13 protein-coding genes, 1 tRNA gene and 1 pseudogene are annotated in these 16,394 nt (G+C 63.0%); 10 read left to right on the top strand and 5 right to left on the bottom strand.

What is annotated here, in order from left to right:
* Positions 1-146: 146 nt before the first annotated feature.
* The 7 genes from AC6I6U_RS32205 to AC6I6U_RS32175 all read left to right on the top strand — a co-directional run bounded on the left by AC6I6U_RS32205 (position 147) and on the right by AC6I6U_RS32175 (position 8,107).
* Positions 147-1,034, top strand: a complete 888-nt coding sequence (locus AC6I6U_RS32205; RefSeq protein WP_497879954.1) for a Dyp-type peroxidase — start codon at positions 147-149, stop codon at positions 1,032-1,034.
* Between the two features lie 236 nt (positions 1,035-1,270).
* Positions 1,271-1,729, top strand: a complete 459-nt coding sequence (locus tag AC6I6U_RS32200; protein WP_497879953.1) for a carboxypeptidase regulatory-like domain-containing protein — start codon at positions 1,271-1,273, stop codon at positions 1,727-1,729.
* Positions 1,730-1,878: 149 nt separating this feature from the next.
* Positions 1,879-2,973 carry a D-alanine--D-alanine ligase gene (gene ddlA, locus AC6I6U_RS32195; protein WP_497879952.1) on the top strand — a complete coding sequence of 365 codons (1,095 nt, stop codon included), beginning with the start codon at positions 1,879-1,881 and terminating at the stop codon, positions 2,971-2,973.
* A 195-nt stretch (positions 2,974-3,168) separates the two neighbouring features.
* On the top strand, positions 3,169-3,900 hold the full coding sequence (locus AC6I6U_RS32190) for an AraC family transcriptional regulator (protein ID WP_497879951.1): 732 nt from the start codon (positions 3,169-3,171) through the stop codon (positions 3,898-3,900).
* A gap of 85 nt (positions 3,901-3,985) precedes the next feature.
* Positions 3,986-5,467, top strand: a complete 1,482-nt coding sequence (locus AC6I6U_RS32185) for an efflux transporter outer membrane subunit (RefSeq protein WP_497879950.1) — start codon at positions 3,986-3,988, stop codon at positions 5,465-5,467.
* Positions 5,464-6,606 (top strand): HlyD family secretion protein, encoded by a 1,143-nt coding sequence (locus AC6I6U_RS32180; RefSeq protein WP_497879949.1) that lies wholly within the window; start codon positions 5,464-5,466, stop codon positions 6,604-6,606. The genes AC6I6U_RS32185 and AC6I6U_RS32180 overlap by 4 nt, the downstream gene beginning before the upstream one ends.
* Entirely contained in the window at positions 6,596-8,107 is a 1,512-nt protein-coding gene (locus AC6I6U_RS32175) for a DHA2 family efflux MFS transporter permease subunit (RefSeq protein WP_497879948.1), read from the top strand. The genes AC6I6U_RS32180 and AC6I6U_RS32175 overlap by 11 nt, the downstream gene beginning before the upstream one ends.
* A gap of 47 nt (positions 8,108-8,154) precedes the next feature.
* On the opposite strand, the gene AC6I6U_RS32170 is transcribed toward AC6I6U_RS32175, so the two are convergent.
* From AC6I6U_RS32170 to AC6I6U_RS32155, 4 genes are all read right to left on the bottom strand, one after another.
* Positions 8,155-8,562, bottom strand: coding sequence for a PIN-like domain-containing protein (locus AC6I6U_RS32170; RefSeq protein WP_497879947.1), 408 nt, complete (start codon positions 8,560-8,562; stop codon positions 8,155-8,157).
* Positions 8,559-9,146, bottom strand: coding sequence for a DUF433 domain-containing protein (locus AC6I6U_RS32165; RefSeq protein WP_497883153.1), 588 nt, complete (start codon positions 9,144-9,146; stop codon positions 8,559-8,561). Before AC6I6U_RS32165 ends, AC6I6U_RS32170 begins: the two co-directional genes overlap by 4 nt.
* A gap of 315 nt (positions 9,147-9,461) precedes the next feature.
* Positions 9,462-9,538 (bottom strand) — tRNA-Met (locus AC6I6U_RS32160).
* 115 nt (positions 9,539-9,653) lie between these two features.
* Complete coding sequence (locus AC6I6U_RS32155; RefSeq protein ID WP_497883152.1) at positions 9,654-10,865, bottom strand: methyl-accepting chemotaxis protein; 1,212 nt, start codon at positions 10,863-10,865, stop codon at positions 9,654-9,656.
* Between the two features lie 1,183 nt (positions 10,866-12,048).
* On the opposite strand from AC6I6U_RS32155, the gene AC6I6U_RS32150 reads away from it, so the two are divergent.
* The 3 genes and pseudogenes from AC6I6U_RS32150 to AC6I6U_RS32140 all read left to right on the top strand — a co-directional run bounded on the left by AC6I6U_RS32150 (position 12,049) and on the right by AC6I6U_RS32140 (position 15,370).
* Complete coding sequence (locus AC6I6U_RS32150) at positions 12,049-13,266, top strand: MFS transporter (RefSeq protein ID WP_497879946.1); 1,218 nt, start codon at positions 12,049-12,051, stop codon at positions 13,264-13,266.
* A 148-nt stretch (positions 13,267-13,414) separates the two neighbouring features.
* A pseudogene (locus AC6I6U_RS32145) lies at positions 13,415-14,515 on the top strand (cache domain-containing protein); the annotation flags it as partial.
* An 87-nt stretch (positions 14,516-14,602) separates the two neighbouring features.
* Entirely contained in the window at positions 14,603-15,370 is a 768-nt protein-coding gene (locus AC6I6U_RS32140; RefSeq protein ID WP_497883151.1) for a methyl-accepting chemotaxis protein, read from the top strand.
* 97 nt (positions 15,371-15,467) lie between these two features.
* Here the strand turns inward: AC6I6U_RS32140 and AC6I6U_RS32135 are convergent, their stop codons facing one another.
* Positions 15,468-16,250 (bottom strand): SDR family NAD(P)-dependent oxidoreductase, encoded by a 783-nt coding sequence (locus AC6I6U_RS32135; protein WP_497879945.1) that lies wholly within the window; start codon positions 16,248-16,250, stop codon positions 15,468-15,470.
* Between the last annotated feature and the right edge of the window lie 144 nt (positions 16,251-16,394).

The following is a 16,394-nucleotide window of genomic DNA, read 5'->3' as shown; positions in this document are numbered from 1 at the left end:
GGGGCCTGGTCAGCCTTGGCGTGCATCAGATCACACGGCTCTCAGGCGCTCAATCATCCGCGAGCACTCACACTCGACTCAGCGCTTCCACGCAAGCGCGGTCGCCATAACACAGGTAAACTTGCGCCTTTCCCAAAGGAGCTCCCATGAGTCACTACCAGCCCGGCATCCTCGCCAAGCCTGTGCCGCCTCAGGCACGCCATCTGTTTTTCGTCCTGGAGTCCGTCGAGGCGCTGCCGGCTGCGCTCGACAAGCTTTCGCAGCTGGTGGATGGGAAAAACGCCGTGGTCGGTTTTGGCGAGTCGCTGGTACAGGCGCTGGGGGCTCGTGTCGAGGGGCTGCGGGCGTTCCCGGTGATCAGTGGCGCGGCTGTGGATAACCCTTCCACCCAGCAGGCGCTGTGGTGCTGGCTACATGGCGAGGACCGGGGCGAGCTGCTGCATCGCAGCCGTGAACTGGAACTGGCGCTGGCTCCGGCACTGAAATGTGTGCAGATGACCGAGGCCTTCCGCTACAAGACCGGCCATGACCTGACCGGCTACGAGGATGGTACCGAGAACCCGGTGGACGAGGCTGCCGTCGTGGCGGGGATCGCCGCGGGGGATGTCGCCGGCCTGCGTGGCGGCAGCTTCGTCGCGATCCAGCAGTGGCAGCACGACCTGGATGGCTTTGCCGCCATGCCGTCCCATGAGCAGGACAACATCATGGGCCGTCGCAAGAGCGACAACGAGGAATTGGACGATGCGCCGGAGTCGGCCCACGTCAAGCGCACCGCTCAGGAAAGCTTCGCCCCCGAGGCGTTTGTCGTGCGCCGCTCCATGCCATGGGCGAACGAGCACGGGGCCGGCCTGATGTTCACTGCGTTCGGTTGCACCCTCGACGCCTTCGAGGCCCAGTTGCGGCGCATGAGCGGCGCGGAAGACGGCATTGTCGATGCCCTCTACCGTTTCAGCCGGCCGATCACCGGTGGCTACTACTGGTGCCCGCCATTGAAGGATGGGTATCTGGATCTGAGCATACTGCTGGCCGGTTAAACCGAGCGGTTCGCAGTTGTGTGAAAAAAACGCCTGGTGCCCAGCATCGGGCGTTTTTTTTGGCCCGCCGACTAGACTTGCAGGGTAACTGGCGCGCAGTTGAATCCGGTCGGCGATGCATTCGCACTCTTGGCCCGTCACCCGGTTGCATGCCTGGCCATGGCAAAAGGCGGCAATGCTCCGTTTGCCGAGTGCAAGAGTGCGGCTCGGGCCCCTCGGGGCCGGGAGTGTTTCTCATGTTGTCCATACGTTCCCCCTTGTTCGTGGCGCTGGCTGTCATGCTGCTGGCCACGGGAGCCATCCGCGCGCAGGCGGCCCCTGCCAGCAGCGAGCCGATCGACATGCAGGCGGTGCAACTGGCGCCCCAGCAGCAGAACGGCGTGGAATACCTTAGCGGTGGCATTGGCGAGGATGAGTTGAAAGCAATGGCCCAGACCCGCGGCTACAACCTGCATGTCGTTTCTTCCACAGGGCCGCAGGACAAGTACCTGGCCGATGTGAACATCACGATCAACAAGGCCAGTGGCGAGTCGGTGCTGAGTCTGGTCCAGGTTGGCCCGCTGGTCTACGTGAAGCTACCGATGGGGCACTATCAGGTCATCGGCAGCCATGACGGGCATGAAATCCGGCAGAATATCGTCATCGAGGGCAAGGGTACCCAGACGGTGAACGTGCATTGGAAGGATGCCTATTGAATGGCCGTCGCGACGCTTGCCAGCCGTGATGAAGGGCCGCACCGGCGAGCCGGATCGGTGATGGGGGGATGCGGATTTCACGGCTTGCGCATAGGCTGCGCACTGAGGGAGAGGTCTCCCGTAAACGCATTGGGAAACGAGGCTGGATGATGGGCAGGTTGCGAGTCGGGATTATTTTCGGTGGGCTGGGCGCGGAACACGAGGTGTCGCTGCAATCGGCGAAAAACGTGGTCGATGCGCTGGACCGCGAACGCTTCGAACCGGTGCTGGTCGGTATCGACAAGCAGGGGCGCTGGCACCTCAACGACAGCTCCAATTTCCTGCTCAATGCCGAGAACCCGGCGCTGATCGCGCTGAACCAGTCCAACCGCGAGCTGGCGGTGGTACCGGGCAGGGCCGGCCAGCCACTGGTCGAGACCGGCAGCCAGGCCTTGCTGGAGCAGGTCGACGTGATCTTCCCGATCGTCCACGGCACCCTTGGCGAAGACGGCTGCCTGCAGGGCCTGTTGCGCATGGCCGACCTGCCGTTTGTCGGCTCCGATGTGCTCGGTTCGGCCGTGTGCATGGACAAGGACATCAGCAAGCGCCTGCTGCGTGACGCCGGCCTGGCGGTGACCCCGTTCATCACCGTCAACCGTGTCACGGCTGCGCGGCTGGACTTTGACCAGGCCCAGGCGAAGCTTGGCCTGCCGATGTTCATCAAGCCGGCCAATCAGGGTTCCTCGGTGGGCGTAAGCAAGGTCGAGGATGCCGAGCAGTTCCAGGCGGCGATGGCGCTGGCCCTGGAGTTCGACGAGAAGGTGTTGGTGGAGTCGGCGGTCAGCGGTCGTGAGATCGAATGCGCGATCCTCGGAAACGACCATCCGATCGCCAGCGGTTGCGGTGAAATCGTCGTGCGCAGTGGTTTCTATTCCTACGACAGCAAGTACATCGACGCCCAGGCTGCTGAAGTCGTGGTGCCAGCGGCTATCAGCGAGCAGGCCAGCGAGCGTATTCGCAGCGTGGCGCTCGAAGCGTTCCAGGTACTCGGTTGCTCCGGCCTGGCCCGCGTCGATGTGTTCCTCAGCGACAACGGCGACGTCTTGATCAACGAGATCAACTCGCTGCCTGGCTTCACTCGCATCAGCATGTACCCCAAGCTCTGGCAGGCGGCAGGGATGACCTACAGTGAGCTGGTCAGCCGACTGATCGATCTGGCGCTGGAGCGGTACGCAACGCGACACGGGTTGAAGAACAGTCGTTGAAACGACGGGCGTGACGTGATCGCTTTCCTGGGCGTTTGTCGCCATGGGCAAGCGATCTCGCCATTGCGCGTTGTTTGAGCGATTTTGCCGCAGTTTTTCCTGAATGCCGGGGCATCTTGGCAATCGCCTGCCGTCGCGGTTGGATAGCATGGGTTCTATCGAATGGGCCTGGACGGCGTGGGCGAGAGGCGAAACATGCAGACCCTGATCAGCGATTATCAACACGGCGAGGTGGTGGGCAGCCATTGTCACAATGAAGCGCAACTGGTCTATGCGACCCGGGGCGTGATGTACGTGTGCACGGAGCAGGGCAGTTGGGCCATTCCCAGTGGCCATGCGCTGTGGGTTCCGGCCGGCGTCGCCCATGAGATTCGCATGAGCGGCGAGGTGCGCATGCGCACGCTGTTGATTGATCCGGCGCTGCATCCGGTGGTCGCGGCCCAATGCCAGGTGATCCAGGTGTCGAACCTGTTGCGCGAATTGATCCTCGCTTCGGCCCGAGGCGGTGCCGAGGAGCAGCGCTACCATCTTGGCGCGTTGATCCTGCTGGAATTGCAGTCTGCCCGGCAGGTCGACCTGTATATCCCGGCGCCCCGTGATGCCCGCCTGCGCGCCCTGTGCACGCGCTTCATCGACCAGCCCGCCCAAGAGTGGACGCTGGAACAATGCGGCGCCCAACTGAACATGAGCTCGCGGACCTTCGCCCGGTTGTTCCAGCGCGAGCTGGCGATGTCCTTCGGCGAGTGGCGAACCCGCGCGCGGCTGGTGCTCAGCCAGCAAAGCCTGGCCCAGGGCGCGTCGATCCTGGATGTGGCGCTCGAGTTCGGCTACCAGAGCGCCAGCGCCTTTGCCGCGGTGTTCAAGCGCGAGCTGGGGCATACGCCGCGGCAGTACCGCATGAATGAGCCGACGGGTTGTCCCGTTTGATGTCGTGGTTGTCCCGATCACGGGAGAAACGCACCTAGGCCGCCACTTACTCTGGGATTCACGATTCTGACTGTGAACTCCCTCGATGCACTCATTCCACTCCTGCCGCGCCAGGCCCATCGCCCTGTGCGCATTACTCGCCTCGTTGACCGCCTGCGGCGGCACTTCGGCACCTTCATCGTTGGCTCAGCCCGTGGCCGGCCAGCACGACAATCCCCTGGTCGCCTTGCCAACCGGTGCAAGCGACCAGCCGCTGCCCGAGCGCTGGTGGCAGTTGTATCAGGACCCGGTCCTCGACGGGCTGGTACGGCAGGCCCTGCTGCACAACCAGGATCTGGCCCAGGCGGATGCCAATGTCCGGGCCATGCTGGCAGGCATCGGCGAGCTCGACGCGCAGCGCTGGCCGTCGACGCAGACGAACCTCGCGGCGCAATACGGCAAGACCGCCAACGACCAGACCCTCGCCGAGGCCACGGACAGCCATGCACCGGCGCAGTGGGCGTTCGAGCCGGGCATCGAGCTGGCCTACCAGGTGGATATCTGGGGCCAGGTCCGCCGTTCCATCGAGCGGGCGCGGGTGCAGGCGGATGCAGCGAGTGATGCCCGTGATCTGCTGCGGATCAATGTGGCGGCGCAGACCAGCCGTGCCTATCTGGATCAGTGCACCTATGGCGCGCAGCTGGACGTGACCCACCATTCGTTGCAGACCGTGGAACACAGCCTGGAATTGACCGAGACCCAGCGCAGGGCCGGTATTGCCACCGAACTGGATACCCTGCGCCTGCGTAGCCTGCGTGATCGCTTGCGGGCCGAGTTGCCGCTGCTTGATGCCCGCCGGCGGGTGGCGGCCTATGAGTTGAAGATGCTTACCGGCCAGGCTTCTGGCAGTGACCCGCAGTGTGCCGCCATCCCCAGGTTGGCGGCGGCGTTGCCCACCGGCGATGGCTGGCACCTGCTGGAGCGTCGCCCGGACATCCGCCAGGCCCGGCGCAACCTCGAGGCGGCGGTATTGGCCAGCGATATCGCCAGGGCTGATCTCTATCCCAAGGTGAGTTTCGGCGCTTCCCTGACGTCATCGGCCCAGTCCCTGCACGAACTGGGCGACAGCCGTTCGGTGATGTTTGGCATCGGTCCGCTGATCAGCTGGGAGTTCCCCAATATCAAGGCCAACCGCGCGCGAGTCGACAAGGCCCAGGCGCTGGAGCAGGCGCAACTGGCCGGCTTTCGTGGTGCGGTCCTCGCGGCCCTTGCTGATGTGCGCCAGACCTTGGCGCTATTCGACGGCCAGCGCCAGCGGGCGGCGGCGTTGCAGGAAGCCTTGCAGGACAGCGAGCGCAGCTATGCCCTGGCCCAGACCAGTTACCGCGCCGGCACCGTCGATGGCCTGCAACTGCTCGACAGCGAGCGCGAGCTGATGCGCGTGCGCGCCCGCGAGGTCGAGGCGCGGGGCAACCTGGCGCGCAGCGAGATCAACCTTTTCCGCGCCCTGGGCGGCGGCTGGCAGCCGCTCGCCGTCAGTCACACCACCACGCAATCACCGAGTCTTGAAGCTGGAGTAGAACCATGAACGTTGCCGTCGATGAACAGACCCTCGCCCAGGGCGAGCAAGTGCGCAAAAAGGCCCGGCGGCGGCGCCTGATGCTGCTCGGCGCTGGCATCGCGGTGCTGGGGGGACTGGGGTTCGGGAGCTGGTGGGCGATCACCGGCCGCTACCTGGAAAGCACCGACGATGCCTATGTGCGGGCCGACTGGGTGGCGCTCAGTGCCCGGGTACCGGGGTATGTGGCCGAGGTGCTGGTGCAGGACGACCAGCCGGTGAAAGCCGGTGATGTCGTGGTGCGCCTGCAGGACCGCGATTACCAGGCCCGTCTGGCCCAGGCGCAGGCTGCCGTTGCCGAGGCACAGGCGGCCCTGGTCGCCGGCCGGGCGAGTCGCCAGGTCGCCGCCGAGCGCGTCGGTCTGCAACAGCAGGCCATCGCGGTGGCCGAAGCGCAGGTGCGCAGCGCTACGGCGGAAAGCCATCGCGCCGGACTGGATCAGCGTCGCTATCAGGGCCTGGCCCGGGATAACGCCGCCACCGTGCAGCGCCTGGAAAGTGCCACGGCCAGCGCCCAGCAGGCCCAGGCGGCAGTGCAGGGTGCCCAGGCCGGTCTGCGTCGACAACAGGCGCAGTTGGGCGAGGCCCGTGCCCGCCTGCAACTGGCCGACGCGCAGATCCAGCAGCAGCTTGCGGCACACGCCAGTGCTATCGCCCGTGCCACGCTGGCCGAACAGGATGCCGGGGATACCCTGGTCCGTTCACCCATCGATGGCGTGGTTGGCCAGCGCCGGGTCCGGGCCGGGCAGTACCTGGTCGCCGGGCAGCCGATGCTGGCGGTGGTCCCGGTGCGCCAGGCCTATGTGGTCGCCAACTACAAGGAAACCCAACTGGCGGACATGCGCCCCGGCCAACCGGTGGAAATCCACGTCGACAGCTTCTCCCAGCGACCCTTGCACGGCCGGGTCGTCAGCTTCTCGCCAGGCTCGGGCAATGTGTTCGCGCTGCTGCCTTCGGACAATGCGACGGGCAACTTCACCAAGATCGTCCAGCGTTTCCCCGTACGCATCCAGCTCGATGCCGGGAGCGAGGTGCTGCCGATCCTGCCCGGCATGTCGGTCACCGCCATCGTCGACACTCATCGCAGGGAGACGCGTGATGAGCACTGAGGCGTCGGTCCCGCTGCGAGCCTGGGTGGCGGTGCTGGGCGGGTTGCTGGGCTGTTTCATGGCCGGCATGAACGTCCACGTCACCAGCGCCGCCCTACCGGAAATCGAAGGTGCGCTGGGCGCCACTTTCGAGGAGGGCTCATGGATTTCCACCGCCTACCTGGTGGCGGAAATCATCATGATCCCGCTGACCGCCTGGCTGGTGGAAGTGTTCTCCCTGAGGCGGGTGATGTGGGCCGGTTCGCTGATCTTCCTGCTGGCTTCGATCGCCTGTTCCTGGGCGCCGAACCTGCCGGTGATGATCGCCATCCGCATCATCCAGGGCGCGGCCGGTGCGGTGCTGATTCCGTTGTCGTTCCAACTGATCATCACCGAGTTGCCGGCCAGCCGGATGGCCATGGGCATGGCGCTGTTCAGTCTGGCCAACAGCGTCGCCCAGGCGGCCGGGCCGTCTATCGGCGGTTGGCTGACGGATGCCTATTCGTGGCGCTGGATCTTCTACCTGCAACTGTTTCCCGGTATTGCCCTGTTGCTGGCGGTAGCCTGGGCGATCGAGGCCAAGCCGATGAACCTGGCGCTGTTGCGCCGGGGCGACTGGCTGGGGATCGGTGCCATGGTGGTGGGCCTGGGCGGGCTGCAGATCGTCCTGGAGGAGGGCGGGCGCAAGGACTGGTTCGGCTCCGGCGAAATCCGCTGGCTGTCACTGGCGGCAGGGGTTGCCTTGCTGGTGTTCGTGCTGTCGCAGCTGTATGGCCGGCGCGCCTTCATCAACCTGCGCCTGCTTGGGCACTACAACTTCGGCGTGGCCAGCGTGGCGATGTTCATTTTTGGCGGTGCGACGTTCGGATTGGTGTTCCTGGTGCCCAATTACCTTTCCCAGGTGCAGGGCTACAACGCCCATGAAATTGGCGTCAGCCTGATTGCCTACGGCGTGGTGCAGCTGCTGCTGGCGCCGTTGATGCCGCGGCTGATGGGCTGGTCGAGCCCGAAGATCATGGTGGCGACCGGGTTCCTGATCATGGCCCTGGGCTGTTGGCTGGGGGTGTTCCTGGATGCCGATAGTGCGGCGAACGTGATCATTCCTTCTACCGTGGTGCGAGGCATCGGCCAGCCATTCATCATGGTGGCCCTGTCGGTGCTGGCGGTGGCCGGGTTGGACAAGCGCCAGGCCGGTTCGGCCTCGGCGCTGTTTTCGATGCTGCGCAATCTCGGCGGTGCGGTGGGCACGGCGGCACTCACGCAAATCGTGGCGATGCGCGAACGCTTTCATTCCGAGCGTATCAGCGAAGGGGTGACCGCCTTTGCTCCAGTCGTCCAGGAGCGCCTGGGGCCGACGGTGGGCGACTGGCAGCCGGACCAGCAACAGGCATTGGCGTTGCTGAACAAGACGATGCAGCACCAGTCCTGGCTGATGGCCTATGGGGACGCCTTTTTTGTCGCCTGTGTGGCGTTGCTGGGTTGTGCCTGTGCGGCGTTGTTGATGCGGCGTCAGGGAAACTAGGGGTTGTAAGCGCCGTAGATACGACACGTAACCCACGCTGAGCCGGATTAGATCTTCAACTGCTCGAACTTTCCGGGTGCTGAGAACTTCCAGGCAACCTTGAACGCTGCGCCGCCGGATATCAGCTCTGCCTGCCGTATTATGGCAGGCCACCACCGAACGAGATTTTCAGCCTTGCTCCAGTAGGTCATTTGTCCCCACTGTTTTGCGAGGCAGAAGACCGGCAGCCCGCACTCTCTAAAGGCTTGTCTCTCCGCATTGCCTTTGGAAAATTTGTCTTGAGACACGACAGCCCAGCCACCTTCAGTGCTTAACTGCGTGATCCAGTGCATGTCACTGGTATTTGCCGGAAACTTGTCTCTCAGTGGAACTACCGCATGATTTTCAGCCCTGCAAAGCTCATGCAAGGCTCTGGCAATAGCAGGCGGAAGGTTGTGATCGATCAGGAAGTTCAAGCGGCAATCCCATGCTCGAAGGCCACTGCTGCATTGACTGCCGCAATCGGGATTTCAAAAGTCATAGAGACACGCTTTGTATTCTGTCCTTCAGCCAGATAAGCATGATAAATCGAAGCGGTGTCGACTCCGCTGGAGGATAGAACTGGCTTGCCAAAATTGCGATTGGGGTCAAGGACCACGGCCTTGCTTCGCTTGATGGGGTACCAGCGTTGTGCCTTCCCTTCACCGGTGTAATCAATCCCTTCATAGAGCGAGGGGCCAATTACCTGCCTGAATGCATACTGCCGCTTCGCAAGGTCAAGAATCGCCTCGTCACCCGTTTCATCGAAAACGGTCGCAAAGATACTCCTGCCATCGGTTTGGAAGCGCTTGCAGGTGAATGGGTAGGGTTGATTGAATATCTCCCTGGCTTGTCTTGATGCAGCGCGGATGGCCTGAAGACTTACGCCGTGTTTCCGAAAGGCATGCACAAACCTGATCTCCAGCAGATCGTGGAAGCCAAGTAGCTTTTGCTCGGAAAAATCCAGCTCCGGGATCCACAGGCCAGAATGCTCGATACCTTCCGACTTGTAACCAAACATCCACCTGCGGATGTCTTTGGCCGGTATGCCTGTGTATAGGCCAGCCTCTGCCGGGGTGTACACCCCCACCCCAATGAGGCGACTTGCTGCGTCTGCTGTTTTCATGCATCCCCCCATTGTTCGTTGGTTAACCAGAGGATCCATTCTGGTTATGAACGGGGTTTCATTCAACAGATCCCGGATGGGCAGCAGCCAGATAAGGTCACCATTTATGACAGCGGGAGTACCTTGCCGAAAACAACGAAGGGGTCAACGCCAGCACTTTTCGCCAGGCATAAAAAACGGCCTACCTTGCGGTAAGCCGTTTTTAGTACTTGGTGGCTACACAGGGACTTGAACCCCGGACCCCAGCATTATGAATGCTATGCTCTAACCAACTGAGCTATGTAGCCAAGTGGCGCGCATTATTCGCTGAGAACGATGATGTGTCAAGCAAATATCTGAAAATTTTCTCTACGCTATCAAAAACTTAACGCCCAACGATGAAATTCGTGGGCGTTGCTCGTTTCAACTCAGGCGGAAGCGTCCGGTGTTGTCGCTCAGGGCCCTGCTGCCTTCGCTCAGGGTATCCGCCGCGCGGTTCACTGCGCGTGCGCCTTCAAGCAGGCGTACCGCAGCCTGGTCGACCTGCTGGATGTTGCCGCTGACCTCGTCCGCGGTGCTGGCTTGTTCGTCCACGGCGGTGGCGATCTGGGCGAGGGTGTCGGTCACGCTCTGTACTGCGCTGGCGATTTCCACCAGGCGCTGGCCCAGGCCGGTCACCGATTCGGCATCGGTCTGCGCCTGGACGCAGGCAGCTTCCATCAGGGCCACGGCCTGGCTCACGGTGGCTCGCAGGCTGTCGACGGTGCTGGCGATCTGCGCAGTGGAACTTTGGGTACGCTGCGACAGGCTGCGCACTTCATCCGCGACCACGGCAAAACCTCGTCCCTGTTCGCCAGCCCGTGCCGCCTCGATGGCGGCGTTGAGGGCGAGCAGGTTGGTCTGCTCGGCCACGCCGCGGATGGTGTCGACCACCAGCTGGATCTGCTGGCCCTGTTCGCTGACCCGGCCCAGGGCGGTCGCGGTTTCGTTCAGGCGCTGGTTGAGCTGCTGGATGCTGGCGGTGGTGCGCTGGCTGTCGCGGCTGCTTTCCGAGGCGATGCGCCGGGTATTCTGGGCGCTGCCGGAGGCCTGTTCGCAGCTCTGGGCGACGCCCTGGGAGGTGGCCGCTAGCTGCGTGGCCGCCGCAGCGATCTGGCTGATCTGTTGCTGCTGCGCCTCGACCTCGTTGAGTGCACCACTGGAGTGGCTGTTGAGGGCACGCACGGCATCGCCCAATTGCAGGGTTTCGTGGTCGACGCCTTGCAGGCTGCTGCGCAGTTGCACCACGGCCACGTTCAATGCCGTGCTGATGGCCGCCAGTTCGTCACGCCCTTCGACCGGCACCTGCAGGCAGAGGTTGCCGTCACGCAGGGATTCGGCCAGCACGGTGATGCCGCTGGCACTGCGACGGATCGAGGCCTGCAGGCAGATGAACAGGTACAGCGCGGCCAGCAGCAGGCAACCGAAGATCGCCGCCACCAGGCTGAACTGGCGGGTGGCCGAGCCGTGGTAATAGTCCAGGCGGCTGTCGAGGGTGTTCAGCGAGTCCTGGCGCAGGCTGGCCAACTGGCTGAGCAGGGTATCCAGGGCTTTCTCGAAACCCTCGGGCTTGAGAGTGATGCTGCCGCCGAACATGCCGTCGTCCAGGGTCTTGAGGCCCTCGTCCAGGTGCTTGAGGCTTTCCTGGTAGCGTCCGGCCCAATCCTGCAGGGCCGGTGGCAGGCGGGTTTCCAGTTGGGCGCCGGTCTTGACCAGTTGGTCACGGGCATCGCCGATGCGGCTGCGCAGGTCCTTGAGTTGCAGGCGGCTCTGCAGGCTGAACTGGCCCGACACCACCGAGGCCTGGCCGACGCTGGCCAGGCGGCCGACCCGCTCGATCAGGTCGGGGGCGTATTGGGTGGAGATCTGCGTCAGCAGGTAGGTTTCCATCCAGGAGGCGAGGATCAGCCGGCTGTCCATGGCGATCTGCTCGCGCAGGCCTTGCAGCGCGCTCAGGGCGGCGGTGAAGCGGTCATAACCGTCCGGCCACCAGCCGACCTTGCTCAGGCTGGCGGAGTCGAGGCCGGACAGCGTGGCTTGCAGGGCCTGGTAACGTTTCAGGGTCTCGGTCCCGGCCCCCTCGTTCTGCAGGGTCTGGCCCAGTTGTTCGATAGCCTGGTTGATTTCCGGCTGGGCCTTGTCCAGCAGGGCCATGGCGGCGAGGGTGGCCGGGGTCGGTTGGCGATTGGTTTCCGTGGCTTTCCAGCGGGCGGCCCGGTCACGCTGGGCGGCGAGCAGGTTGTCGAGGTTGTCCAGGGCGAGCAATTGGCGAACGCCGGCGCGTTCCTCGCCGATCAGGGCGAGTTTGCCGCGGTAGTCCTGGCCGATCATGTACAGGCTGCCCATCAGCGGGACGATGAACAGCAGGAACAGCACCTGGAACTTGCGGGCAAAACCGAATCGTCCGAGCAGTCGCATTCCCGGTGATAAAAAAGCGTGCATTGCCGACCACTCCTCAAGGCATCCAGCACCATTACAGTGCGCTCATGACGGGTAGGTCATGACGGATACCGTCGTTAAAGATCTCGGAAGGTTCGCCAGTCAGGGCGTTATCGGCCGGCCGCTGTAGCGAATCTTCCCATTCTCGTGGCCCTTTGTAAGGAACCGCGCTGTAGGAATCAGGGCAGGCAAGATTCAGACCAGTAGCAAAGCGCTATCAGCGGTCATTTGTCGGGACAAGGTTGTTCGTTAGCTCAACAAGTATCTGGCCTTCTTGCACTGAAAAATGGCACATTGACGCACCTGCACCTGTGCACCCATCCGCGTCACGGAATACCTCATGGCACTCACTGAAACCTCTTCCGGCACGGCCATCGCGTCGGCGCCGGCGCCAGCCAGCCCGCTGGTGATGCGCATCATCGGCGCGGTGGCGCTGGCTCACCTGATCAACGACCTGATTCAGTCGGTCCTGCCGTCGATCTATCCACTGCTCAAGGACAGCTATGGGTTGACCTTCACCCAGGTCGGCCTGATCACCCTGACCTTCCAGGTCACTGCCTCGCTGCTGCAGCCGTGGGTCGGTTTCTACACCGACCGGCATCCCAAGCCGTTGCTGGCGCCGGCGGGGATGATCTGCACGCTGGTCGGGATCCTGATGCTGTCCCAGGTCGGCAGCTTCCCCCTGATCCTGCTGGCCTCGGCGCTGATCGGCGTGGGCTCCTCGACCTTCCACCCGGAGGCCTCGCGCGTGGCGCGGCTCGCCTCGGGCGGGCGCTACGGGTTGGCGCAATCGACCTTCCAGGTGGGCGGTAACGCCGGTTCGGCTTTCGGCCCGCTGCTGGCGGCGGCGATCATCATTCCGTTCGGCCAGGGTCACGTCGCCTGGTTCGGGCTGTTCGCCCTGTTTGCCCTGGGTGTGCTCTATGGCATCAGCCGCTGGTATCGCGCGCACCTGAACCTGTTCAAGCTCAAGCAGGGCCAGAAGGCCACGCACGGGCTGTCCAGGGGGCGGGTGCTGGGGGCATTGGTGGTGCTTGGCCTGTTGGTGTTCTCCAAATACTTCTACATGGCCAGTTTCACCAGCTACTTCACCTTTTACCTGATCGAGAAGTTCCAGCTGTCGGTGGCCAGTTCGCAGTTGCACCTGTTCCTGTTTCTCGGCGCGGTGGCGGCGGGGACCTTCGCCGGCGGCCCCATCGGCGACAAGATCGGGCGCAAGGCGGTGATCTGGTTCTCGATCCTCGGCGTGGCGCCGTTCACCCTGGCGCTGCCCTATGTCGACCTGTTCTGGACCACCGTCCTCAGCGTGGTGATCGGCTTCATCCTGGCTTCGGCATTCTCGGCGATCGTGGTGTTCGCCCAGGAACTGGTACCGGGTAACGTCGGCATGATCGCCGGGGTGTTCTTCGGCCTGATGTTCGGCTTCGGCGGCATCGGTGCAGCGCTGTTGGGACATTTGGCGGACATTCACGGCATCGAATACGTCTACACGATGTGTTCGTTCCTGCCATTGTTCGGCGTGCTGGCGGTGTTACTGCCGAAGACGAAAAGGGCTTGAGTCCACACAGGGCAGACCGGCTAACCAGGACAATTTGCGATTTTTTTGTGCACGATCAGGCGAAAGATTTTGACTCGCCAGCCGATACAGGCTTAATAGCAAAGGGCCATAAAACCTCTGGCCCGGCTATTTGCATCTCACTTCCCGGATGGTGATCGTCGCAATGAAAATAAAAAACAAACTCGTCCTGGCCTTTGTACTGGTCGCCTTCATCCCGGTCAGCCTGGTGGCGGTGATCTCGGTGGTGAACACCCGGACTGAGGCGGTCAATCAGTTCATCGATGGCAGCACTCGGGAAATACGCCAGATCGACGGCAATATCCGGCAGTTTTTCGATGGCACGCAGCAGAACGTCGATCAAATGGCCACCGATCCTCTATACACCTCGGTCGATAGCCTCAAGCACTACGAAACCGCCGATGCGGCCAGCCGGCCCCTGCCGCCGGCAGCCAAGCAGGTCATTGATGCTTTCGCGCGTTATGGCGCGACGCACCCGGCGGCCGCGATCCTCTCCATCGGCCTGGAAGACGGCACCTATGCGAAGTGGCCGGACGATCCGCAACTGGCCAATTACGATCCTCGTGTGCGCCCCTGGTACAAGGCCGCAATGGCCAGCCCCGGCAAGAGCGTGCGCACGCCTGCCTACTATTACGACAAGGACGCCGTGGCGCTGGTCGGCAGCGCCCGGGCGATGCTCGATGCCAACGGCAAGCCCAAGGGCGTATTTGTCGTCAGTGTTTCGCTGAAGAACCTCACCGAGCTGGTCAAGAGCATCAAGCTTGGCCAGAGCGGCTACGTGATGCTGATCGAAGACGGCGTCGTGCTGGTCGACCCGCGTGACGCCGCGCACAACTTCAAGCAGCTCAAGGATCTGGGCGAACCCTATGCCAAGCTGGCGGCGACCGGGGAGGGCTCTACCGAAGTGCAGATCGACGGGGTCAACTACATGGCCAATATCTGGACTTCACCCGGCCTCGGCTGGCGCTACGTCGGCCTGATCAAGTACGACGAAGTCATGGGCGGCGCGACGCGCATGACCTACGTGACGGCACTGATCGTGGTGGTGCTGGCAGTACTCTTCGCCCTGATCGCCGCCGCGTTCTCCAAGGTGATCGTCAAGCCGATCGGCCAGGTCAGTACCGGCTTGCAGTCGATTGCCGAAGGCGAGGGCGACCTGCGCCGTGACCTCGATGTCCAGGGCAAGGACGAAACCGCCGAACTGGCCGGCTGGTTCAACAAGTTCCTCGCGGCCATTCGCCAGTTGATCCAGCACATCGGCGCGGCCTCGACCAACCTGCAGGACGCCTCGCGGGTCAACAGCGAGGTGGCGGGTAACATGAACGATGCCGCCGGCCGCCAGCGCGAGGCGGTGGAACTGGTGTCCACGGCCTTCAATGAAATGGTCGCCACGGCCAACGAAGTGGCCCGCTCGTGCAGCACGGCGGCTACTTCCGCCGAGAGCGGCCATCGCCGCGTGGCCGAAGGCAAACAGCAGATCGAATTGACCACCGAGAACGTCAATCGCCTGGGCCGCCGCCTGACCGAGTCGTCCCAGGCCATGGTCGAACTGGAGGAGGGCAGTCGCAGTATCAACCAGATCCTCGGTACCATCCGCGCGATTGCCGAGCAGACCAACCTGCTGGCGCTGAACGCGGCGATCGAAGCGGCGCGGGCCGGTGACCAGGGCCGCGGTTTTGCGGTGGTCGCCGATGAAGTGCGGGCGCTGGCCAAGCGTACTTCTGATTCCACCGGCGAGATCGACCAGTTGCTCAATACCCTGGGCAGCAAGACCCAGGAGGTTTCGCAGAAGATGGAAAGTTGCCTGGACCTGTCGCGGGCCAGTGTTTCCTCCATCGAGAACGCCCGGGACAGCTTCGAAGGCATCCAGTTGTCGGTCAACGAAATCCGTGACCAGAACCTGCAGATCTCGGCAGCGGCGGAAGAGCAGCACAGCGTCGCCGAAGAGATCAACCGGCATATCCAGCAGATCTACGACGAGGCGCGGCTGGTCGAGAGCCTGGCCAACTCGGCGCGGGAAGACTCCGGACGGCTGTCGAATCTCTCGGATGAGTTGAACGGGTTGGTCGGGCGCTTCAAGTCATAGGGGCAGGGCACAGGGTTCGTCGCGAGGGTCGCGGCGGCCAATGGAAAGCACGAGGCCAGTGTCATGGAGCAACGACACCGGCCTTGTGCTTTCAGCGCTACACCCAACCACCATCGACGATGAAGTTCTGCGCCGAGCACATGGAGGACACCTCGGAAGCAAGGAAAAGCGCCATGTTCGCGATATGGAAGGGTTCCACACTACCGGGCAGGCATTGGCTACGCTTGATCAACTCCCTGGCGGCATCATCCACCCACAGCGCGAGTTGCTTTTCGGTCATCACCCAGCCTGGCACCAGGGTGTTCACCCTGATCCCCCAAGGCCCCAGCTCCCGTGCCAGGGCCCGGGTCATGCCATGGGTCGCCGCCTTGCTGGCGGCGTAGACCGGGTATCCGCTGGAGGCCATCATCCAGCCAATGGAGCCCAGATTGATGATCGCGCCTTCTCCAGCGCTCTTCATCATAGGCACCACCGCCCGGCTGGCGAAGAAGGCGTGCTTCAAGTTCACTGAAATCAGCTTTTCGAAGGTCGCCGAATCGACCTCATCCAGGGTGTGGCGCACATCGTTGGCGGCGTTGTTCACCAGGACAGTCACCGGCCCCAGTGTTTGCGCAAAGCCCTCGATCGCCACTTTGTAGGCGATCTCGTCAGTGATATCGCAGTGGGCGAACTCAACGACATGGCCCTCGGCGGACAGCCGTGCCACCAGGCGCTCACCTTGGCTCTTGGCCATATCCACAAACGCAACCCTGGCTCCCTGTCGTGCAAAGGCGCAGACCATGGCCTCGCCGATCCCTGAAGCACCACCGGAAATCAGTACGGTTTTATTTTTGAGATCCGGATACACGGCCTGCTGGCCGGCGGCTGTTTCATGACTCATGCGACGGTTACTCCACAGTAGCGACCCGGCTTGCGGCAGGTGGGCTCGGGGGACGCCCTGGTATCGAGGGGCCAACTTTGCCTGCCAGATCAATTAGTCTTATTTTATATTGAAAAAACCGCATTAAAGGCTATAAATCTAAAG

Source organism: Pseudomonas sp. UTLPPB19802 (assembly GCF_059730225.1).
The sequence above is the reverse complement of the archived record's forward strand: the minus strand, read 5'-3'. Positions and strand labels throughout refer to the sequence as shown.

What these genes read in the sequence shown, in the direction of transcription:
- AC6I6U_RS32135 (WP_497879945.1), bottom strand. Translation starts at nt 16,250, where the DNA reads ATGAGTCATGAAACAGCCGCCGGCCAGCAGGCCGTGTATCCGGATCTC.
- AC6I6U_RS32200 (WP_497879953.1), top strand. Translation starts at nt 1,271, where the DNA reads ATGTTGTCCATACGTTCCCCCTTGTTCGTGGCGCTGGCTGTCATGCTG.
- AC6I6U_RS32185 (WP_497879950.1), top strand. Translation starts at nt 3,986, where the DNA reads ATGCACTCATTCCACTCCTGCCGCGCCAGGCCCATCGCCCTGTGCGCA.
- AC6I6U_RS32155 (WP_497883152.1), bottom strand. Translation starts at nt 10,865, where the DNA reads ATGTTCGGCGGCAGCATCACTCTCAAGCCCGAGGGTTTCGAGAAAGCC.
- AC6I6U_RS32140 (WP_497883151.1), top strand. Translation starts at nt 14,603, where the DNA reads ATGAACGATGCCGCCGGCCGCCAGCGCGAGGCGGTGGAACTGGTGTCC.
- AC6I6U_RS32180 (WP_497879949.1), top strand. Translation starts at nt 5,464, where the DNA reads ATGAACGTTGCCGTCGATGAACAGACCCTCGCCCAGGGCGAGCAAGTG.
- AC6I6U_RS32175 (WP_497879948.1), top strand. Translation starts at nt 6,596, where the DNA reads ATGAGCACTGAGGCGTCGGTCCCGCTGCGAGCCTGGGTGGCGGTGCTG.
- AC6I6U_RS32205 (WP_497879954.1), top strand. Translation starts at nt 147, where the DNA reads ATGAGTCACTACCAGCCCGGCATCCTCGCCAAGCCTGTGCCGCCTCAG.
- AC6I6U_RS32165 (WP_497883153.1), bottom strand. Translation starts at nt 9,146, where the DNA reads ATGTTTGGTTACAAGTCGGAAGGTATCGAGCATTCTGGCCTGTGGATC.
- ddlA (WP_497879952.1), top strand. Translation starts at nt 1,879, where the DNA reads ATGGGCAGGTTGCGAGTCGGGATTATTTTCGGTGGGCTGGGCGCGGAA.
- AC6I6U_RS32190 (WP_497879951.1), top strand. Translation starts at nt 3,169, where the DNA reads ATGCAGACCCTGATCAGCGATTATCAACACGGCGAGGTGGTGGGCAGC.
- AC6I6U_RS32150 (WP_497879946.1), top strand. Translation starts at nt 12,049, where the DNA reads ATGGCACTCACTGAAACCTCTTCCGGCACGGCCATCGCGTCGGCGCCG.